A 20,147-nucleotide genomic window follows, 5' to 3' on the forward strand; every position below is an offset into this window, starting at 1 on the left:
GGGGCGTCCGGCGGTACGGCGCGATGCCCCGCCCGGCCGGCACTCCGGGAGGGCCCGCGACGTTCCGCGCCCTTCCGCGCCCTTCCGCGGCCTTCTTCGGGCGGCGCACGGCGGCCGCGCCGCCGGCGTCACAGCAGCGCGCGCGCCTCTTCCAGGAACTCCCGGGTGGGTCCGGCGGGCAGGGCCTGCGCGCTCATCCGGTCCAGGGCCTCGCGGAACCGCGAGACGTCCTCCCGGTCGTCGAGGTAGACGGCGCCGATCAGGCTCTCCGCGTACGCGATGTCCGGCAGCTCCGGCAGCGGGAAGCGGAAGATGTGGAACGGCCCGTACATCGCGGGATGCGGCCCCGAGGCGAAGGGCATGATCTGCAACCGCACCTGCGGCATGTCGCACGCCTCGATCAGGCGGTCGATCTGGCGGCGCATCACCTCGGCGCCGCCGATGGGACGGCGCAGTACCGTCTCGTCCATCACGACCCACAGCAGCGGCGGGTTGGCGCGGGAGAGCAGCGCCTGCCGCTCCATGCGCAGCGCGACGCCGCGCTCGATGTCCTCCTGTGAGGCGTGTGGCCGTCCCGCCCGCAGCACGGCCTCCGCGTACTGCGGGGTCTGGAGCAGCCCCGGTACGTAGTGCGGCTCATAGGCGCGGATCAGCTCGGCCGCGCCCTCGAGGCTGACGAAGGCGCTGAACCACTCGGGGAGCACGTCGCGGAAGCGGTGCCACCAGCCGGGACGGTTGGCCTCGCGGGCCAGTTCGAGGAAGTTGGCGATCTCGGCGGGCTCGGTGACCCCGTAGGTGAGGAGGAGCTTCTCCACGTACGGGATGCGCAGCCCGACCTCGGCCTTCTCGATGCGGCGGACCGTGGCGTGTGTGACGTCCAGTGCCTGTGCGGCCTGCTCGTACGAGAGGCCGGCCCTCTCGCGGAGGTCCTGGAGGCGCCTGCCGAGTACCACCCGCAGCACGGTGGGAGCGCTTGCCGCCCGCGCGTCAGTCACGGTCCATCTCCTCCAACACCGCTGATCTCCGCGTAGTTTGTCATGACGTCAGGGCGTGGGAAAGCATGGAGCGCGCGATTTGCACATTGCAGAACGCGCCTTTCCCGGTGGCCGGAAGGCGCGCATGCCGGCGGAGGGGCGTCGCCCCATGACGTGTTTCCGCCGGTCGGGGCCCTCGGGCAGGGCCGCCCGGGCGTCAGCCGCCGTGCGTCCGGCGGCCACCGCCGTGGCCCCCGCCCCGGTTTCACGCGGAGCAGGGGCCGTGGGTCCCGGCGCGGGGCCCGGGTCACCGACCGGGGTGGCGATCGGCGGCCGCCGGAGTGGTCAGGTCGTCCACGGCGGACCGGAGTTCGGGGTGCGCGTGGAGGTGCCAGCCGCCGGTCAGCGCCCGGCGCAGATCCCGCAGCGCGCTCTCCGCGTCGGTGCCCTTGGCCAGGTGGCTGTAGACGGCGGCGACAGCCGGGGTGCGGCTCTGCCCGGCGAAGCAGTGGAGCAGGACTCGCTTGCCCTCCTGGCGCAACCGCAGCACCTGGCGGGCGGCCTGGTCCACGACGTAGTGGAGGTTGGCGTTCGCTCCATCGCTGTCCACCAGCCAGACGCGGACCTGCTCGACGCGGGTGCCGGGCAGGAGCGGGTCCGTACCGACGCGGCAGAGTGAGACCACGGCGTCGACGTCGACCGGCTCGGTGCCCTGGGCCAGGGACAGATTGCCCAGGACCACCCCGTCATCGTGCGGGTGGGGGACGGCGAAGCCTTCCTGGCCGCCGGTCGGCAGACGCGGCGCCGAGGGCCATCCGGTGTGGTCGTCGTTCCCGCCCCGGGCGGTGAGCAGGGCCAGCCGGACCAGGTCGGCCCCCGTGAGGCCCGGCCAGCCGTTGACGGCCTGCTGCCACTCCAGCGGGATGCCGGAGCAGCCCCAGCGCGCGCCGAGCAGGGCGCCCGCGATCGCCGCGACGGTGTCGGTGTCCGTTCCGGCGCGGACCGCCGCCTCCAGGGCTGATTGCAGGTGCCGGGCGGGGAAACCGCCTTCGGCGGGGTTCGGATCGGGCACGGCGGTGCGGGTGACGGCCGACCAGGCGGCCTGGAGGGCGTGGACGACCCAGCCGTTGTTGCCGAAGTGGTGCGGCGGGTGGGCCTCGGCCTCGTCCAGCCGCTTCGCCCACGTCTCCCGGCGTTCGGGCGGGAGCAGGGCCAGGCCGTCGCGCACGCCGTCGAAGGTGCCGTGCAGCACCGCGGTGCGGATGCCGGAGCACCACAGCACACAGGCGTCGGCGCAGTCGGGGTCGGGGTGGGTCAGCGCGCTGACCGCGACGGCGGCCTCGGCCATCGCCGCGGGGTCACCGAGGTGCGCGAGGGCGACGATCCCGGTCCGCATCAACGAGCCGTTCCCCGCGCTGCGGACATGGCCCGCGGTGTACTCCCGGGCGGCCTCCCGCATCGCCGTGCCCGCCGGCCCGGGTGCGCGGGCGGCGACGCTCAGGATCAGGCTGGTCTGGTTGCCGACGTCGCTGGCGCCTTCGCTCAGCCAGCCCTGGAAGCCGGCGGCGATCGCGTCCAGGGCCTCCGGGTCGCGCAGATCCGCTCCGGTCGCCGCCACCTGGGCGATGCAGACCTGCATCTGGGTGTCGTCGGAGTACTCGCCCGGCTGGTACGGCCCCAGGCCGCCGCCGATCATCCGCGGCTGCTGATCCTCCCTCAGCGGCGCCTTGAACTCGTACGGCACACCCAGCGCGTCGCCCACGGCCGCACCGAGCAGCACCCCGGCGGCCCGGTCGGCGGCCCGCGCGTCCAACTGGGGATGGGGCAGGGGGGCGTGGGCCATGGGCGTCCTCCATGTGATCCGGCGGCACGTGCGGGACGAGCCGGACGGCGGGTGCCGGGGAGAGTGCCGTCCCGGTCGAATACGGCGGTTCCGGGGCGTCCCGGGGCTGCCGGTTCGGGGGCGACCCCGGCGTGATGCCGCGTCAGCCTTGCACGAGGACCCACTTATCGTCAATGGGACACTATGAACGCCGGTGAGGCGGCCGGTGCGGTTCCGGCAGGTGCGGCGACGGGGGGCCGGGGATCGGAGCTGACGGACCGTCAGGGCGCTCGCCGGGCCGAACGAGAGGGGCGACCGCGGGCCGCCGCTGGTCAGAGCCGTGTGCCGGGCCCGGGGCGCGGTCCGCTCCGGGAAGGGCCGGAGACAAGGGGCCCGGGCCGAGTTGGGGGCGGCGGCGGATCTTCCATAGGATCCGCCAATGATCATAAGCAAACGGCTGGCGGCGGGGCTGTGCGGCCTCGTGGCCACGCTCGCCACCGCGATCTTCCCGGCCGCGGCGCCGGCCGCCGCGGACGACGGGCCCGAGACCGCGCGCGAGGCCCCCAAGGTCGAACTCGTCCTGGACGTCAGCGGTTCGATGCGCGCGAACGACATCGACGGCAGGTCCCGCATGTCGGCGGCCAAGCAGGCGTTCAACGAGGTCATCGACGCCGTGCCGGACGAGGTGCAGCTCGGCATACGCACCCTCGGCGCCAACTACCCCGGCAAGGACAAGGCCGTCGGCTGCAAGGACACCGAGGCCCTCTACCCGGTCGGCACGGTCGACCGCACGGAGGCCAAGACCGCGGTCGCCACCCTCGCCCCCACCGGATGGACGCCGATCGGCCCCGCCCTCCAGGCCGCGGGCAAGGACCTCGCGGGCGGTGACGCCACCCGCCGCATCGTCCTCATCACCGACGGCGAGGACACCTGCCAGCCGCTCGACCCGTGCGAGGTCGCCCGCGAACTCGCCGCCGAGGGCACCCATCTGGTCGTCGACACGCTCGGCCTGGTGCCCAACACCAAGATCCGCGAGCAGCTGAGCTGCATCGCCGAGGCCACCGGCGGCACCTACACCGCCGTCGACCACGCCGACCAGCTCTCCGACCGCATCAAGCAACTCGTCGGCCGTTCCGCCGACAACGTGGTCGTCACCCCGACCGCGACCGAGGGCTCCGCGCGTTGCGCCGACGCCCCGCTGCTCGGCCCCGGCGTCTACACCGACCGCGAGGAGTTCGCCGAGCACCGCTGGTACCGGGTGAGCGTCGCCGACGGCCAGGAACTGCGCGCCTCCGTCAGCGTCGGCGCCGACCGCGCCGTCAACCGCGACTACGGCGTCCTCGTACGGGCCGTCACCGGCGGCGGCCGGGAACTCGTCCGCGGCTCCGAGGCGGGCGGCGGACGCACCGACGTCATCTCGTCCGGCCTGCGCTACGCCTGGCCGGAACGCGACGACGCCGAGGCCACGGCCGCCCGCACCGTGTGCATCGAGGTCAGCAACTCCTTCTCCGCCCCCGACGCGGTGAAGCGCACCCCGGGCCTGCCGCTCGAACTCAGCGTCGACCTGGTCTCCTCGCCCGACGACCCGTCCGATGTCGCCTCCTTCGGCCTGGGCCGCGGCTGGTGGCTGCTGGCCGTGCTGGTCGTCTCCGGCCTGGTCGCCGGTCTGCTGTGGGGCTGGATCTCGCGCTGGCGCGTCGCCGTCTGGAGGACCAACTGATGCGTACCACCCGAAGGATGCGCAGGGCGGCCGCCGTACTGCTCGCCGGTGCGGCCCTGTTCGCCGCCGGTGCGGGCACCGCCGCCGCCGACGACGCCACCCCCAGCCCGAGCGGGTCGGGGACGGTCGAGGAGCGGGTCCAGCCCGGCACCGGCTTCCGTACCGCGGGGAACCTGCGGCCGGGGGTGCGGACCGTTCCGGCGAGCGCCTCGACCGGCGACTACCTGTACTGGGTGTTCCCCGCCGCGGCCGGTGAGGTCCCCACCGTCTCCGCGACCGTCACCCTGCCGGAGGCCGCGTCCCGGCACGGCAGCCAGACCTGGCAGGTGGACGTCTACGACGGTCTGCGCCGCCGTCAGGCGTGCACCGCGGGCAAGCCGACCAGGACGGCGTCCGCGCAGGACACCCAGCTGGAGCTGAGCTGCCGGCTGCGCACCGTCCGCGCGTGGTCCGAGGCGTGGGCCGACGACCCGTTGCCGGGCGCGTACTACATCCGCCTGACCGTGCTGCGGCTCCCGGACCAGGACCTCGGCCTGCCTGTTCAGGCGCAGGTCGGCACCACCTCGACGGACGCGGGCGGCTCCAAGGCCGTCGACGGCGAACTCGCCGCCCCGCTGACCCCCGTCGCCAGGGCCGGGGCCACCCTCGACCCCAACGCGGTGCCGTCCGCCTCCCCCACGGAGGAGTCCGACGAGGCGGCGGACGACGAGGCCGACCCCAGCGCCTCCCCGGTGCCGGCCGGGCTGGCCCAGCCCGAGGACGGCTGGGGCGGCGGCTGGTGGTCCGACCGCTGGATCTGGACCGCGGTAGGGGGCGTGCTGGGCGCGCTCGCGGGCGTGGCCGGATACACCCTCACCCGAGGACGGGGACGCCCCCGCCAGGTCGCGTAACCGCGCAGGACCCGGCCACGCGCCGGTACGGGGCCCCGGTGGCTCCGTACCGGCGCGTCCGCGTTCACCGTTCGGCGGTCGCCGCCCTCCGTGCCGCCGCCGCGCGCAGCAGCTCGGCCGTCTCGGGGTGCGGGCCGCGTTCCGCCCATTCCAGCGGGGTGAGCCCGGCGCCGTGGTCCTCGCGCAGTCCGGGGTCGGCGCCGTGGGCCAGGAGCTGACGCACCGTTTCCGTATCACCCCAGCAGGCGGCGGCGCACAACGGTGTGCCCTCGTCGCCGTGGCCGCTCTCGGTGTCCGGCCGCGCCCCCGCGGCCAGGAGCAGCGCGGCCACGGCCGGCGCGCCGTCCACCGCCGCCGCGTAGAGCGGGGTCGTGCCGTCCGGGTCGGCGTGTTCGGGGGACGCCCCCCGGCGCAGCAGCTCCCCGGCGGTCCGGAGGTCGCCGCGCCGCGCCGCGTTCACCAGCTCCCGGCTCAGCTTCTTGCGGCGTCTGCGGTTCACCGGCACAGGCTACGGGACGGCCGCCCCGCCGAAGCCGATCCCCAGGCGGGCGACGCGGCCCTGCTCACCGGCGGCCCAGCAGCCCAGATCCGGCGCGCAGTCGACGGTGTCGTAGGACCCGCCGTCGAACGTGCGCCACGTCCGGCCGCCGTCCAGGGTCAGGTCGCTGCCGGTCGGTCCCACCGCGATCGCCGCGCGCGAGGAGTACGGCAGCCAGGCCACGCCCGAGCGGTAGGCGGCCGGGGGCCGACCGGAACGGGTCCAGGAGGCCCCGCCGTCGCGGGTCACCGCCGAGGCGTCCGGGGACGCCTGGTCGGGGCGGTAGTCCCCGCCCACGGCGATGCCGTGCCGCTCGTCGCGGAAGGCCAGCGCGAACACCCCCTTGGCCGGGTCGCCCGCGGGCAGGGTGGACGCGGTCACGGTCCAGGTCAGCCCCCGGTCGCGGGAGTGCAGGACGCGGGCGGCCGACGCCCCGCCGGTGGCGAGCCACACGTCGCGCGCGCCGCGGCTCACCAGGCACTGCCCACTGGCCGCGAAGGATGCCTCGCCGGCGAGCGCGGGCGGCATGCCGCCGGAGGGCAGCACGCGCCAACTGCGGCCGCCGTCACCGGTGGACAGGATCCGGTACCTGCCGTCGACGGGGTCGCTGACGGCCAGCCCGTTGCGGTCGTCGAAGAAGGTGACGCAGTCGTAGAAGGCCCGGGGGTCGGTGTTGCGGAAGGTCTCGGTCCAGGTCGCCCCGCCGTCCTGGGTGCGGAACACCCGGGACGCCTCGCCCTCGCCGATCGCCAGCACCACCGCGCGCCGCGCGTCGAACGCCTCGATGTCACGGAACTGCAGTTCGGCCGCGCCGGGCGGTGAGACGTCCGCCCAGCGGCGCCCGCCGTCCACCGTGCGCAGCACCGTTCCCGCGGAACCGGCCGCCCAGGCCGTGTTCCGGCTGACCGCCGCCAGCCCGCGGAACCGCGCCGTGCTGCCGGTGTCCTTCAGCTCCCAGCGCGGGCCGTGCCGTTCACCCGCCGCGTGGGCCGGAGCCGCCGTCAGCGCGGCGACCGCCGCCCCGCACAGCACGGCCGTCCACACCCGTCTCATCGTCCCCATCGGTGTCATGGCGCGGCAACCTAGTCCACGCCGGGGCACCGCACCAGACCACCTTCCGCGCGCCGTGGCGGATCGCGCCGCCCCGCCCGGGGGAGCGTCAACGGGCCCGCGACAGCGTCGTCCTGGCCTGCTCGACCGCGATGGCGACCCGCGGCGACCCGCAGTCCCGGGCGAGGTCCACGGCGGCGTCGGTCAGGACGCGGGCGGTGTCGAGGTCGCCGGTACGGGCCCGGGCCAGGGCGGCGCGGGCCGTGTAGAGGGTGCGGTCGCGCCGGTAGCGGGGGTCCTGGATGGCCAGCGCCTTCTCCAGCAGGGGGGCCGCCTCGTCCGCACGGCCGAGGTCCAGCAGCGCGACGCCGCTCTGCGCGCACAGCTCCGCCTCGTCGAACCAGTAGAGCCATGACGGGTCGTCGTCGCCGGGGGCGGTGTCCAGCAGCCGTCCCGCGTCCTCCAGCGCCCGGCGGCACGCCGTGTCCTCGCCGAGCCCGGCATACGCCCGGGCGCGGCGGGTCGCGAGCATCGCCCGGGTGCGCGACGTCGCACCGGGCGCGGCGGACTCCGCGGCGCGGGCCGCCGCGAGGGCGTCGTCGTGGCGGCCCGCGAACACCGCCTGCAGGCTCAGCCCCGCCCAGAGGTTGGCGGCCTGCGGGCGGTCCTCAGCGCCGTGCGCCAGCCGCAGCCCGGTGAGGTAGTGCCGCTGTGCCGCCCCGTGCCGGCCGCAGTCCGTGGCCGCCCAGCCGCCCAACTGGGCCAGCCCGGCGGCCACGCGCAGCAGCCGGGCGTCGAGTCCGCCCGGGTGGGGACCGTGGCGCAGCAGTTCCAGGGTGATCCGCAGATCGGCCTCTACCCGGTGCCGTACGGCCGCGCCGCCGAGCCGGTCGTCCAGCCGGCGCAGGCCGAGCACGCCGTGCTCCAGCCAGGACGCGGTCTCCTCGTCGGCGGCGGAACCGCTCCTCGCGGTGGTGGCGCCGCCCGGCGCCGGGCCGCTCGCCCGACCGTCCATGACGGCCGTCCAGTCGGCGACGGCGTCGCGGAACTCCGCTCCCGCCAGCACCGGATGGCTCCGCGGGTCGCGGCCACCGCCGTCCAGCAGGGCGTCCAGCGCGTCGAGTCCGCCGGCCCGCGTCCACGGCAGCCCGTCGGGGATGCCGCCGAAGGGCGGTAACCAGCCGGGCCACGGGCGGGCGTCGACCTCCCGCAGCGGTATGCCCAGCGCCCGGGCCAGGGCGCGCTGGCTGTCCCTCTCCGGTACCACGCCCCAGTGCTCCCAGCGCCACACCTTCTCCCGGCGGGCCGCCATGGGCACGCCGAGGGCACGGGCGTTGTCGGCGACGACCCGGGCGAGGTCCTGATAGCTCCAGCCGTGGCTGCGCCTGACGGAGGCCAGCGGATGGGACGGGGCCGGCGCGGTGTCGTCCGCCACGGCATCGCTCCTTCGTCTCATACTCGTACGTTCGAATATCAGGCGAGGGTCGTGCCGCGCAGGCGATCGGCGCGATCCGTGCCGATCCGTGTCCCGCCGGGCGTCCGGCGCCCCTTTGGCGGCACCGGCCGGGACTCGGACGTGTGTGCGGGACTACATCGAGACAACAGGCCCGGACTTGAAGTGGACCTGTTCATACCGGTTGGCTTTGTGTGATCAACTGATCACCGGACGCCGAACGGGAAGCCCCGCCCCGGGCCGGACATCACGTGCGCGCCGTGGAGGCACCCCGAGGATGACTCCTCCTCCACCCCCGTTCGGTTTCTCCCGTTCACGGGACGACCTGCGGTTCGACCCTGCCCTGGACGACGAGTCGCTGGCCGACGCCCGCGCGGCCCTCGCCCAGGGGCGCTGGACCGCCGCCCGCACCCTGCTCGCCGAGACCGGCGACGACTGGGACCGCCGCGGCCACCGCCTGGTCGTCCTCGGGGAGGGCGGTGCCAGCTCCACCTGGGCCCGCGAATGGCAGCTCGCCGAACCCGACAGCTCCGACGCCGCCGCGCTGCTGGCCTGCGCCACCGTGTTCCGCGCCGTCGCCGGCAAGGACAAGCCCGAACGGGCCCGTGAGGCCTGCCTCACCGCCGCCGCGCTGACCCCGGCCGATCCCACCCCGTGGCTCTGCCTGCTGATCCTGGCCCGCCACACGGGCAGCGACGACGAGCAGATGCGCGCCTTCGACCAGGTCCGGGGCCGGCACCGCGCCCACCACCACGGTCACCACCTGATGGCAGCCTGCCTCGCCGAACGCCCGCAGGCCGGCTCCGACGGCGGACCCTTCCACGAGGTGTACGAGTTCGCCGACTGGGCCGCCGGCGAAGCGCCCGCCGGATCGTCGCTGGCCGTACTGCCGGTCGTGGCCCACGCCGAGCTGTACCGCGTCCTCGCCGCGGCCGGGGAACTGCCCGGCGACCCGCAGGCCTCCGGACACTGGCAGGGCTGGCGGGCCAAACAGTCGCTCAAGCGGGGCTTCGACTGGTGGCTGGAGTGGGAGGGCGCGGAGCACCCGCGGCTCTACCTCGACCTCAACTTCCTCGTCCACGCGCAGTACCTGCAGGGCCGCGCCGCCGAGGCCGCGGCCCTGTTCAACCGGATCGGCGGCTACGCCACCCGTGTTCCGTGGGCCTATCCGGACCGCGATCCCAAGAAGGCCTTCCGCGCCGCGCGGGAGGCCGTGCTCGGCCCCGGCTCCCCGTAGGGCCCGCCCTCATGACGCACCAGCACACCCACCCCAGAAGGAAGGAAACCCCATGCTGACGGGCAATTCCGGGATCAGCACATTCAAGGGCGAGGAAAGAGCCCTGCGCGCCGACCGCCTCGGCCCGGCGGGCCTGCTGCTGTCCGTGGTCGCCGCGAGCGCGCCACTGATGGTCGTGGCCGGTGTCATGCCTACGACCTACGGGGTCATGGGCATCGTCGGCCAGCCGCTGCTGTTCGTGATCCTGGGCGTGGTGCTCATCCTCTTCAGCGTGGGATACGCCGAGATGAGCCGTCACGTCCACAACGCCGGTGCCTTCTACGCCTACATCGCCCGCGGACTGGGCGGCACCGCCGGCGCCGGGGCGTCGCTCGTCGCCCTGGTGTCCTACAGCGCGATGCAGTTCGCGCTCTTCGGCCTGTTGGGCTTCGAGATCTCCGGTCTGTTCGAGACCTACCTCGACATCACCGTCGCCTGGTGGATCCCGGCCGTTGTCGGTGTCCTCCTGGTCGGCGCGCTCGGCTGGCTCAAGATCGACCTCAACGCGAAGGTCCTCGGCGTCCTGCTGCTGATCGAGGTCGCCCTCGTCGTCATCTTCGACGTCGCCGCCATCGGCAACCCCTCCGAAGAGGGCCTGTCGCTGCACGCCTTCGACCCGAGCACCCTCAGCGGCGCGGGCCTGGGCACCGCCCTGTGCTTCTGCATCGCCAGCTTCGTCGGCTTCGAGCAGTCGCCCGTCTACGCCGAGGAGACCAGCCGCCCGCAGGTCGTCGTGCCCCGGGTGACCTTCCTCGCGGTGATCTTCGTCGCGGTCTTCTTCGCCATCAGCTCCTGGGCGCTGAGCATCGCGGCCGGCCCGTCGCAGATCGTCCCCCAGGCACAGGAGCAGGGCCCCGGACTCCTCTTCGGCCTCAGCGAGTCGATCATCGGAACCACGTTCACCGACGTGCTGCACGTGCTCTACGTGACCGGCATGTTCGCCTGCCTGCTCAGCTTCCACAACGTGGTGGCCCGCTACGCCTTCGCGATGGGCCGTGAGGGCCTGCTGCCCGCCGCCTTCGGCCGCACCAACCCCAACAGCGGTGCACCCGCACTGGGTTCGCTGCTGCAGACGCTGGTCTCCCTTGTGTTCGTGATCGCCTTCGCCGTCACCGACGGCAGCGCGGCGGCCGACCACGACCCGACCGCGCCTGTGCTCAAGCTGTTCACCTGGTTCGGCAACGTCGGCGCCCTCGGCATCATCGTGCTGCTGGCGACCACGTCCTTCGCCGTCATCGCCTTCTTCGCCAAGCGGGGCGCCGCCCGCGCCCAGGCGCCGCGGATCGCGGCCTCCGTCCTCGCCGGCGTCGCGCTCCTGGTCATCATGGTCTACGCCGTCAAGGACTTCGACGTCCTGGTCGCCGGCGACGGCTCCGCCGTGTCCTGGGTCCTGCCGGGTATCATCGCCGCCGCCGTCGTCGGCGGCCTGGTGTACGGCGCGGTCCTGCGGGCCACCCGTCCCGAGGTGCACGCCCGCATCGGCCTCGGCAACGAGGCGTTCCGGATCGAGCAGGCGCGCGAGGCCGTGGCCGACGCCGACGCGGAGACCTCCGCCTCCTGAACCCGACCGGCCCGCCGCACCCCTGGCCGGGGGAGCGGCGGGCCGGTTCCATGTCCGTAGCGCCCCACAGCGCAACGACCAACGCCGACAAGAGGGTTGCCCCGATGTCCTCCTGCTGCCACACCGACGCCGACGCCGCGTCCGCCGCGCCCCACCCCCTCGACCCGCTGAGCGCCGACGAGATATCCGCCGCCCGCCGCATCCTCACCGAGGAGGGCAGGGTCACCGACGCGACCCGCTTCCCCCTCGTCCTCCTCGACGAGCCCGACCGGCACGCCGCCGACGCCCACCGCGACGGGGACCCCGTGGTCCGCCGGCTGCGCGTCACCCTTCTCGACTCGGCCACCGGCGCCGCCGCCGAGGCCCTGGTCGACGTCACCGCGGGCGCCGTCGTCGCGTACCGCGAGCTCGACACCGCGGAGGAGGGCCAGCCCCCGGTCACCTTCGAGGAGTACGAGATCGTGGAGCAGGTCGTGAAGGCCGACCCCGGCTGGCGCAAGGCCATGGCCGAACGCGGCGTCACCGACCTCGACCTCGCCGTCGCCGCCCCCCTCGGAGCGGGACCGCTGCGCTTCGAGGACCGGCCCGGCGCCCGCCTCATGCGCTCCCTCACCTGGCTGCGCTGCAACGCCTCCGACAGCCCCTGGGCGCACCCGGTCGCCGGGCTCGTCGCCGACGTCGACGTGATCGAGCGGAAGGTCGTCCGCCTCATCGACACCGGGGCCGTGCCGATCCCGTCCGAATGCGGCCGCTACGAGGCCGAGTTCAACGGCCCGGCCCGCACCGACCTGCGGCCGCTGGAGATCACCCAGCCCGAGGGGCCGTCCTTCGCCCTCACCGGCCGCCTGATGCGGTGGCAGAAGTGGCGCTTCCGCATCGACTTCAACGGACGCGAGGGCCTGGTCCTGCACCAGATCGGCTACGAGGACGGCGACCGCGTCCGTCCCGTCCTGCACCGCGCCTCGCTCGCCGAGATGGCCGTCGCCTACGCCGAGCCCGGCGACGACCGCAACTGGGTCGCCTTCCTCGACGCGGGCGAGTACTCGCTCGGCCGCAACGCCAACGCCCTGAAGCTCGGCTGCGACTGCCTCGGCGAGATCGCCTACCTCGACGCCGTCCTCTCCGACGACCTCGGCAACCCCGAGACGCTGCCCAACGCCATCTGCATCCACGAGGAGGACTACGGCCTCCTGTGGAAGCACACGGACATCTTCAACGAGATGGCCGCCGACAGCCGCCGCTCGCGCCGGCTGGTCGTCTCCTACATCGCCACCGTCGGCAACTACGACTACGGCTTCTACTGGTACTTCTACCAGGACGGCACGATCGGCTTCGAGGCCAAGTCCACCGGCATCGTGCAGACCTCCGCCGTCGAGCCGGGCACCGCCGACGCCGTCGGTACGGAGGTCGCACCCGGCCTGCTCGCCCCGTTCCACCAGCACCTGTTCTGCGTACGGCTGGACGCCGCCGTCGACGGCCACGCCAACACCGTCGAGGAGGTGGACGTCGTCCCCGTCCCGAGCGGGCCGGACAACCCCAACGGCAACGTCTTCACCACCCGCGTCACCACCGTCGCCGACAGCGCCGAGGGCGGCCGCCTCGCCGACCCGCTCGCCGGCCGCCGCTGGCGGATCACCAACCCCGGTTCCGCCAACCGCATGGGCAAGCCCGTCGCCTACACCCTGGTCCCGCAGCCGGGGCCGGTCGTCCTCGCCCAGCCGGACTCGGCGGTCGCCCGGCGCATGGCCTACGGCACCAAGCACGTGTGGGTGACCCGCTACCGGCCCGAGCGGCGCTTCCCCGCGGGCGACTACCCCAACCAGAACGCCGGCGGCGCCGGGCTGCCCCGCTGGACCGAGGCGGGCGAGTCGCTGGAGGACACCGAGCTGACCGTCTGGCACACCTTCGGACCCACCCACCTGCCGCGGCTGGAGGAGTGGCCGGTCATGCCCGTCGACCACAGCGGATTCACGCTCAAGCCGACCGGCTTCTTCGACCGCAACCCCTCGCTCGACCTCCCCAAGGAGACCCCGCGGGGCGAGGGCCACTGCCACACCGCCTGACGAGCGCCCACGTCCCGGCCCCGCGGTCCGCACGGACCGCGGGGCCGGGACGCGAGGGCTCAGGAGCGGTGCGGAGGGACGTTGTCGTGGACCCGCTTGGGGTCGGTCTCGGCGACCGGCTCCAGGATCTCCTCGATGCGCGCCATCAGCTCCTTCTCCAGGACGACGCCCGCCGCCTTGGCGTTCTCCGCGACCTGCTCGGGGCGCGAGGCGCCGACGATGGCCGCCGAGACGTTGGAGTTCTGCAGCACCCACGCCACCGCCAGCTGGGCCAGGGACAGCCCGGCCTCGGCGGCGAGCGGCTGGAGCTGCTGGACGGCGTCGAGCACGTCGTCGCGCAGCCACCGGCCGATCATGCCGGCGCCGCCCTTCTCGTCGGTGGCCCGCGAGCCCGCCGGCGGCTCCTGGCCCCGGCGGTACTTGCCGGTCAGCACACCCTGCGCGATCGGCGAGAAGACGACCTGGCCCATGCCCAGTTCCTCGCAGGTCGGGACGACCTCGCCCTCGATGATCCGCCACAGGGCGTTGTACTGCGGCTGGTTCGACACCAGCTGGATGCGCAGCTCCCGCGCCATCGCGTGGGCGCGCCGGATCTGCTCGGCGGGCCACTCCGAGACGCCGATGTAGAGGGCCTTGCCCGAGTGGACGACGTCGGCGAACGCCTCCATCGTCTCCTCGAGCGGGGTGTCCACGTCGTAGCGGTGCGCCTGGTAGAGGTCCACGTAGTCGGTCTGCAGGCGGCGCAGGGAGCCGGCGATCGACTCCATGATGTGCTTGCGCGACAGCCCGCGGTCGTTGCGGCCCGGACCGGTCGGCCAGAAGACCTTGGTGAAGATCTCGACGCCCTCGCGGCGCTCGCCCTTCAGCGCGTCGCCGAGGACCGACTCGGCCCGGGTCCCGGCGTAGACGTCGGCGGTGTCGAAGGTGGTGATGCCGGCGTCCAGCGCGGCGCGCACGCACGCCGTGGCGGCGTCCGCCTCCACCTGCGAGCCGTGGGTGAGCCAGTTGCCGTACGCGATCTCGCTGATGACCAGACCGCTGCGGCCGAGATGGCGGTATTCCATGGGAGTGAAGCCTCCGTTGGCGTGTACGTGGCGAAAATAGGTGCCATGGGCACCTTCCTTCGATCATTCCATGCCCGTGAGCCGTTCCGAGGAGCCGGTCCCCGGGCCGCCACCGGCCCCGGTGGCGGCCCGCCTCAGCGGAAGTCCGGGGTCCACAGGCGCACCGTGGCGAACTCCGCGCCGGGGCGGGTCCGCGAGTACGCGGGCGTCCCGTCGGCCCCGAGGAAGTCGATCGTCGGCCCGCCCCAGCCGCGCGGCCCGGCCGCCTCCGACCGGGCCCGGATACGGGTCCCCGCCGGCTGGTTGGTGTACGCGCTCACGCCGTTCGAGCCGTCCACCTGCCGGTATCTGCGGGCGGCGACGTCCAGCCGGTAGACCCCGTAGGTGTCCGTGAACCACAGCGACCCCGGGTCGCCGTACACCGGCTGGAGATCGCGGCCCTCGCCCTCGAAGCGCACCACGCTGTGCTCGGTCAGCGTCGTGGCCGCACCCCGGCCGGACAGCGCGAAGCGCACCAGGCGCCCGGCGCCGATCGCCCACAGTGCCTCGTGCTCCGGGTCGTACAGCACCCCGCGCGCCCTCGGCAGCGGGACGGTGCGGAACGGCGCGGTCCGCCCCGCGCCCGCGTACAGCCGCAGCCGGCCCGGCGCACCGGAGGCCACCACGATCACGCCGCCCGGGATCCGCTCGATCGCGTACGGGCTGTCGGCCGGAGTGATCGTCTGCCACACGATCGCCCCCGTGTCCTCGCGCACCATCGCCGCCCGGCCACCGGACGCGGCCACGAGCACGACCCGGCCGTACTCCCGCGTCCTGCGCAGCCGCACGTCCGACAGGTGCTGCCAGCTCGTGCCCGCTCCGCCGGGCGCGCTCCAGCGCCACGTGACGGCGGCGCCCCGGGACCAGTCCGCGGCGTCGGGATCGAAGACCAGGACGCCGTTCGTGGCCTGGTCGGCGGTGGCGATGGGATGGCTCGTGCGCGCGGCGTACCGCGTCATGTCCTGCCCCCGTATGTCGTTGATGTGCCAACGAATAATCGGAGGATAGCGACGGACCACCCTGCCAGGATGGGCCGCGTGACCGTACCGCGACCGAACGTCCACGCTTCGCCCGTATGGGAGATCGCCCCGCTCGCCGTTGACGACGCCGTCTCGAAGGACCTGCTGTGGAGGTACTACGACGACATCGTCAGCCGCTACTACGACAGGCCGATGACCCCGGGGGAGATCGACGACCTGCTCACCGAGGACACCAGTGACGACCTCGCCGGCGCCTCCGGGTGCTTCCTCGTCGGCCGCCACGGGGGCCGCCCGGCCGGCTGCGCGGGCGTCCGCCTCCTCGCCCCCGGCGTCGCCGAACTCCGCCGTGTCTGGGTCGCCCCGGCGGCCCGCCGCACCGGCGGGGCCGCACTGCTGGTCGGGGCCGCGGAGCGCGCGGCACGCGATCACCTGGACGCGGACGTGATCCGCCTGGACACCCGGGCCGACCTGGTCGAGGCACGGGCGCTGTACGTGAAGCTCGGCTACCACGAGATCGCCGACTACAACGGCGAACGCCACGCCGACCACTGGTTCGAGAAGCGTCTCGGCCCGGACTCCGGCGCGGCATAGACCCAGCCTCGCGGCCGGGCGGCCGGGCTCCGCAATAATGCACCGGTAGTCCAGCCAGAAAGCAGGTCGCACATCGTGACGACAACGGTCTCGGTCGAGCGCAGGATCGCCGAGGAACTCGGCGTACGGGAAGGACAGGTCCACGCGGCCGTCGGGCTGCTCGACGGCGGCGCGACCGTGCCGTTCGTGGCCCGGTACCGCAAGGAGGCGACGGACGGTCTCGACGACGCCCAGCTGCGCACCCTGGAGGAGCGCCTGCGCTACCTGCGCGAACTGGACGAGCGGCGGGCCGCGATCCTGGAGTCCGTCGAATCCCAGGGCAAGCTCGACGACGCACTGAAGGCGCAGATCCTCGCCGCCGACTCCAAGGCCCGCCTGGAGGACATCTACCTGCCCTTCAAGCCCAAGCGCCGCACCAAGGCGCAGATCGCCCGCGAGGCCGGCCTGGAGCCGCTCGCCGACCGCCTCGCCGGTGATCCGTCCCTGGACCCGCAGGCCGAGGCCGCCGGCTTCGTCGACGCCGACAAGGGCGTCGCCGACGCCGCGGCGGCGCTGGAGGGCGCCCGGGCGATCCTCACCGAGCGGTGGTCCGAGGACGCCGACCTCGTCGGCGAACTCCGCACCCGGATGTGGGAGCGGGGCCGGCTCGTCGCCAAGGTGCGCGAGGGCAAGGAGGAGGAGGGCGCGAAGTTCGCGGACTACTTCGACTTCGCCGAGCCGTTCACCAAGCTCCCCTCGCACCGTGTGCTCGCCATGCTGCGCGGCGAGAAGGAGGAGGTCCTCGACCTCTCCATGGAGCCCGAGGAGCCGGCCGAGGAGGGCCCCTCCACCTTCGAGCGCAAGATCGCCCACCACTTCGGCATCGCCGACCGCGGCCGCCCCGCCGACAAGTGGCTCGGCGACAGCGTGCGCTGGGCCTGGCGCACCCGCTTCCTCGTGCGGCTCGGCCTCGACCTGCGCGTCCAGCTGCGCCAGGACGCCGAGGACGAGGCGGTCCGGGTCTTCGCCGCCAACCTGCGCGACCTGCTGCTCGCCGCCCCCGCCGGCACGCGCGCCACCATGGGCCTGGACCCGGGCTTCCGCACCGGCGTCAAGGTGGCCGTGGTCGACGCGACGGGCAAGGTGGTCGCCACCGACACCATCTACCCGCACGTGCCGCGCAACCAGTGGGACGCCTCCATCGCGACGCTGGCGCGGATCGCCGCCGCGCACAAGGTGGATCTCGTCGCCATCGGCAACGGCACCGCCTCCCGTGAGACGGACAAGCTCGCCGCGGACCTGATCAAGCGGCACCCGGAACTGGGCCTCACCAAGGCCGTGGTGTCCGAGGCGGGCGCCTCGGTCTACTCCGCCTCCGCCTACGCCTCCGCCGAACTCCCCGAGCTCGACGTGTCGCTGCGCGGCGCCGTCTCCATCGCCCGCCGCCTCCAGGACCCGCTCGCCGAACTCGTCAAGATCGACCCCAAGTCGATCGGCGTCGGCCAGTACCAGCACGACCTGTCCGAGGTGAAGCTGTCGCGCTCCCTGGACGCGGTGGTCGAGGACTGCGTGAACGGCGTCGGCGTCGACGTCAACACCGCCTCCGTGCCGCTGTTGCGCCGTGTCTCCGGCATCACCGAGGGCCTGGCCGCCAACATCGTCGCCCACCGCGATGCCAACGGCCCGTTCCGCAGGCGCACCGCGCTCAAGGACGTGGCCCGGCTCGGCCCGAAGGCGTACGAGCAGTGCGCCGGCTTCCTCCGCATCCCCGACGGCGACGATCCCCTGGACGCCTCCAGCGTGCACCCCGAGTCCTACCCCGTGGTCCGGCGGATGAGCACGGCGGCGGGCACCGACATCAAGGCGCTCGTCGGCAACACCTCGGTGCTGCGCGGGCTGCGGCCGCAGGAGTTCGTGGACGACACCTTCGGTCTGCCGACGGTCACCGACATCCTCGCCGAACTGGAGAAGCCGGGCCGCGACCCGCGGCCCGCCTTCAAGACCGCGGTCTTCAAGGAGGGCGTCGAGGAACTCAAGCACCTCAAGCCCGGCATGATCCTCGAGGGCGTGGTCACCAATGTCGCGGCCTTCGGCGCCTTCGTGGACGTCGGCGTCCACCAGGACGGGCTCGTGCACGTCTCGGCGATGTCCAGGAACTTCGTCAGCGACCCCCGCGAGGTGGTGAAGCCCGGCGACATCGTCCGCGTCAAGGTCCTCGACGTCGACATCCCGCGCAAGCGCGTCTCCCTCACCCTCCGCCTGGAGGACGAGGCGGGCGCGCCCAAGGGCAACGCCGCCGGCGGCGGCCGCCAGGAGCGCGGCCCCCGCCCCGACCGCCGCGGCGGCAACGCGCCCCGCCAGTCCCGCGGCGGCGACCGCGACCGCGAGCGCGACCGTCCGGCCGCCGGCGGCGCCATGGCCGACGCCCTCCGCCGGGCCGGTCTGGACAAGGGCCTCGGCGGCGGTAACGGCGGCGGCAACGGCGGCGGAAACCGCCGCCGCGGCTGACGGCTTGTACGACGAGGCGCGCTTCCCCGCGGGAGTCGGGGAGGCGCGCCTCGCTTTCGTTCAGGCGCAGACGGTCCCGGCGGCCGGGAGCCGGCCGTCGATCAGATAGCGGTCGACCGCGGCGTCGACGCAGGTGTTGCCGGCGATGATGTAGGCGCCGTGCCCTTCGCCGTCGTGGGTCAGCAGCCTCCCCGAGGCCAACTGGCCGGCCAGGGCGCGGGCCTGGTCGTAGGGGGTCGCCGGGTCGCCGGTGGTGCCGACGACCAGGATCGGCGCGGCGCCGCTCGCGGTGACGCGGTGCGGGAACTGGTTCGGCGGCACCGGCCAGGAGGCGCACCGCGTCAATTGCGTCGCATAGGCGCGGCCGAACTGGGGTGAGGCCCGCAGATACTCGGGGAGCGCCGCTTCCGCCTGCGCGGCGGACAACCGGGGTCCTCGGGTGGCAGAGAGGCAGTCGACCGCCAGGAACGACTGGAGCGCCACGCCGGGATCCTCCTCGACGCCGGGATCCTCCTCCACGGCGCCGTCCTCCGGCTGCAACGCGGTGCCGTCACGGGTCATCACGAGCCGCAGTGTCTCGCGCAGGTCGTCCCATGCGGCGCCGAGCAGCGCCGTGATGACCACGTCGATGAAGGCGTCGCCGGTGACGGTGGTGTCCTTGCCCAGCTTCAGGGGTGAGGTGTTCAGGTCCGCCACCAGGGTGTCGAGAGTGCGGGCGGCCTCCGCGACGGAGTGCCCGACGGGACAGTCGGGGAGGGTGGCGCAGTCCGCGGCGAAGGCCTCCCACGCGACCTGGTAGCCGTGCGCCTGCGCGAGGTAGGTCCCATATGCGTCGAGGGAGGGATCGACCGCGCCGTCGAGGACCATGCGTCCGACCCGGGAGGGGAAGAGCTCGGCGTAGGTGGCGCCCAGGTAGGTGCCGTAGGAGTGGCCGAGGTAGTTCAGCCGGTCGTCGCCGAGCAGCGCGCGCACCACGTCCATGTCGCGGGCCGTGTCCATGGTGCCGACGTGCGGTAGCAGCCGTCCGGCGTGCCGCTCGCATGCCGCGGCGAGATCCCGGTACTCCGCGAACGCGTCGCCGAATTCGGCGGGCACCGTGCTGGTGATCATGCCGGAGCCGGAGACGGTCATGGGCGAGTCGGTCGCGCAGTCGACCGGGGTGCTGTCGCCGACCCCGCGCGGGTCGACCGCCACCAGGTCGTAGGCGGCGCGAACGTCGGGGGGAAAGGCGTCGGCGAGGTCCGCCAGGCCGGTGACGGCGGACATCCCGGGGCCGCCGGGGTTGTACAGCAGCGAGCCGATCCGCGTCGCGTCCGTCCCCGTCGCCTTCCTGCGTGCGACGGTCAGCAGGACGTCGCCCGCTGCGGGGCGGTCGTAGTCCAGGGGGGCCTTGACCGTGGCGCACTGGAACCCGGCCGCGTCCTCGCACGGCTCCCAGCGGAGCGGCTGCTCGTAGTAGCGCCGCAGTTCCGGGGGCACGGCGGCGGCGCCGGGCGGGACGACCCCCGTCGCGGCGGGGGGTTCGTACGGACCCACGGCGGCACAGGAGGCCAGCAGCAGACCGCAGGCACTCAGCGCGGCTGCCGTGCTGCGCGGTGGTCGTCGGGGACGAGTGGTCATCGTGGTGCCTTTCTGTGGT

Annotated in this window: 15 protein-coding genes; 7 read left to right on the forward strand and 8 right to left on the reverse strand. The window is 74.0% G+C overall.

The features are described 5' to 3' along the window. Window positions 1-128: 128 nt before the first annotated feature. A complete protein-coding gene (locus AB0F62_RS07400) occupies window positions 129-995 on the reverse strand; it encodes a helix-turn-helix transcriptional regulator (RefSeq protein WP_361793173.1) in 867 nt (288 codons plus the stop codon). A gap of 286 nt (window positions 996-1,281) precedes the next feature. Continuing rightward, window positions 1,282-2,817: an ADP-ribosylglycohydrolase family protein gene (locus tag AB0F62_RS07405; protein ID WP_361793176.1), complete on the reverse strand. Its 1,536-nt coding sequence runs from the start codon at window positions 2,815-2,817 to the stop codon at window positions 1,282-1,284. A 418-nt stretch (window positions 2,818-3,235) separates the two neighbouring features. On the opposite strand from AB0F62_RS07405, the gene AB0F62_RS07410 reads away from it, so the two are divergent. Both AB0F62_RS07410 and AB0F62_RS07415 read left to right on the forward strand, forming a co-directional pair. Then, the gene (locus AB0F62_RS07410) at window positions 3,236-4,516 is read left to right on the forward strand and encodes a VWA domain-containing protein (protein ID WP_361793179.1); all 1,281 of its coding nucleotides are present in this window, start codon (window positions 3,236-3,238) and stop codon (window positions 4,514-4,516) included. After that, on the forward strand, window positions 4,516-5,406 hold the full coding sequence (locus AB0F62_RS07415) for a hypothetical protein (RefSeq protein ID WP_361793182.1): 891 nt from the start codon (window positions 4,516-4,518) through the stop codon (window positions 5,404-5,406). Before AB0F62_RS07410 ends, AB0F62_RS07415 begins: the two co-directional genes overlap by 1 nt. 64 nt (window positions 5,407-5,470) lie before the next feature. On the opposite strand, the gene AB0F62_RS07420 is transcribed toward AB0F62_RS07415, so the two are convergent. The 3 genes from AB0F62_RS07420 to AB0F62_RS07430 all read right to left on the reverse strand — a co-directional run bounded on the left by AB0F62_RS07420 (window position 5,471) and on the right by AB0F62_RS07430 (window position 8,429). Beyond that, window positions 5,471-5,905, reverse strand: coding sequence for an ankyrin repeat domain-containing protein (locus AB0F62_RS07420; RefSeq protein WP_361793185.1), 435 nt, complete (start codon window positions 5,903-5,905; stop codon window positions 5,471-5,473). Between the two features lie 9 nt (window positions 5,906-5,914). Continuing rightward, complete coding sequence (locus tag AB0F62_RS07425; RefSeq protein WP_361793188.1) at window positions 5,915-7,006, reverse strand: oxidoreductase; 1,092 nt, start codon at window positions 7,004-7,006, stop codon at window positions 5,915-5,917. A 97-nt stretch (window positions 7,007-7,103) separates the two neighbouring features. After that, window positions 7,104-8,429 (reverse strand): hypothetical protein, encoded by a 1,326-nt coding sequence (locus AB0F62_RS07430; RefSeq protein ID WP_361793191.1) that lies wholly within the window; start codon window positions 8,427-8,429, stop codon window positions 7,104-7,106. Between the two features lie 295 nt (window positions 8,430-8,724). On the opposite strand from AB0F62_RS07430, the gene AB0F62_RS07435 reads away from it, so the two are divergent. The 3 genes from AB0F62_RS07435 to AB0F62_RS07445 all read left to right on the forward strand — a co-directional run bounded on the left by AB0F62_RS07435 (window position 8,725) and on the right by AB0F62_RS07445 (window position 13,347). Next, window positions 8,725-9,684, forward strand: coding sequence for a hypothetical protein (locus AB0F62_RS07435; protein ID WP_361793194.1), 960 nt, complete (start codon window positions 8,725-8,727; stop codon window positions 9,682-9,684). A 52-nt stretch (window positions 9,685-9,736) separates the two neighbouring features. Then, the gene (locus AB0F62_RS07440; RefSeq protein ID WP_361793197.1) at window positions 9,737-11,284 is read left to right on the forward strand and encodes an APC family permease; all 1,548 of its coding nucleotides are present in this window, start codon (window positions 9,737-9,739) and stop codon (window positions 11,282-11,284) included. Window positions 11,285-11,388: 104 nt separating this feature from the next. After that, the gene (locus tag AB0F62_RS07445; protein WP_361793200.1) at window positions 11,389-13,347 is read left to right on the forward strand and encodes a primary-amine oxidase; all 1,959 of its coding nucleotides are present in this window, start codon (window positions 11,389-11,391) and stop codon (window positions 13,345-13,347) included. 59 nt (window positions 13,348-13,406) lie between these two features. Here the strand turns inward: AB0F62_RS07445 and AB0F62_RS07450 are convergent, their stop codons facing one another. Continuing rightward, entirely contained in the window at window positions 13,407-14,411 is a 1,005-nt protein-coding gene (locus tag AB0F62_RS07450; protein ID WP_361793203.1) for an aldo/keto reductase family protein, read from the reverse strand. A 134-nt stretch (window positions 14,412-14,545) separates the two neighbouring features. Continuing rightward, on the reverse strand, window positions 14,546-15,409 hold the full coding sequence (locus AB0F62_RS07455) for a DUF6528 family protein (RefSeq protein WP_361793206.1): 864 nt from the start codon (window positions 15,407-15,409) through the stop codon (window positions 14,546-14,548). Window positions 15,410-15,478: 69 nt separating this feature from the next. Here AB0F62_RS07455 and AB0F62_RS07460 point away from each other — a divergent pair, with 69 nt between their 5' ends. Next, window positions 15,479-16,021: a GNAT family N-acetyltransferase gene (locus AB0F62_RS07460; protein ID WP_361793209.1), complete on the forward strand. Its 543-nt coding sequence runs from the start codon at window positions 15,479-15,481 to the stop codon at window positions 16,019-16,021. A gap of 75 nt (window positions 16,022-16,096) precedes the next feature. Then, the gene (locus tag AB0F62_RS07465) at window positions 16,097-18,508 is read left to right on the forward strand and encodes a Tex family protein (RefSeq protein ID WP_361793212.1); all 2,412 of its coding nucleotides are present in this window, start codon (window positions 16,097-16,099) and stop codon (window positions 18,506-18,508) included. Window positions 18,509-18,568: 60 nt separating this feature from the next. On the opposite strand, the gene AB0F62_RS07470 is transcribed toward AB0F62_RS07465, so the two are convergent. Then, window positions 18,569-20,128, reverse strand: coding sequence for an alpha/beta hydrolase (locus tag AB0F62_RS07470; RefSeq protein WP_361793215.1), 1,560 nt, complete (start codon window positions 20,126-20,128; stop codon window positions 18,569-18,571). Between the last annotated feature and the right edge of the window lie 19 nt (window positions 20,129-20,147).

This window comes from Streptomyces sp. NPDC026673 (genome assembly GCF_040638135.1).
Lineage (GTDB): Bacteria > Actinomycetota > Actinomycetes > Streptomycetales > Streptomycetaceae > Actinacidiphila.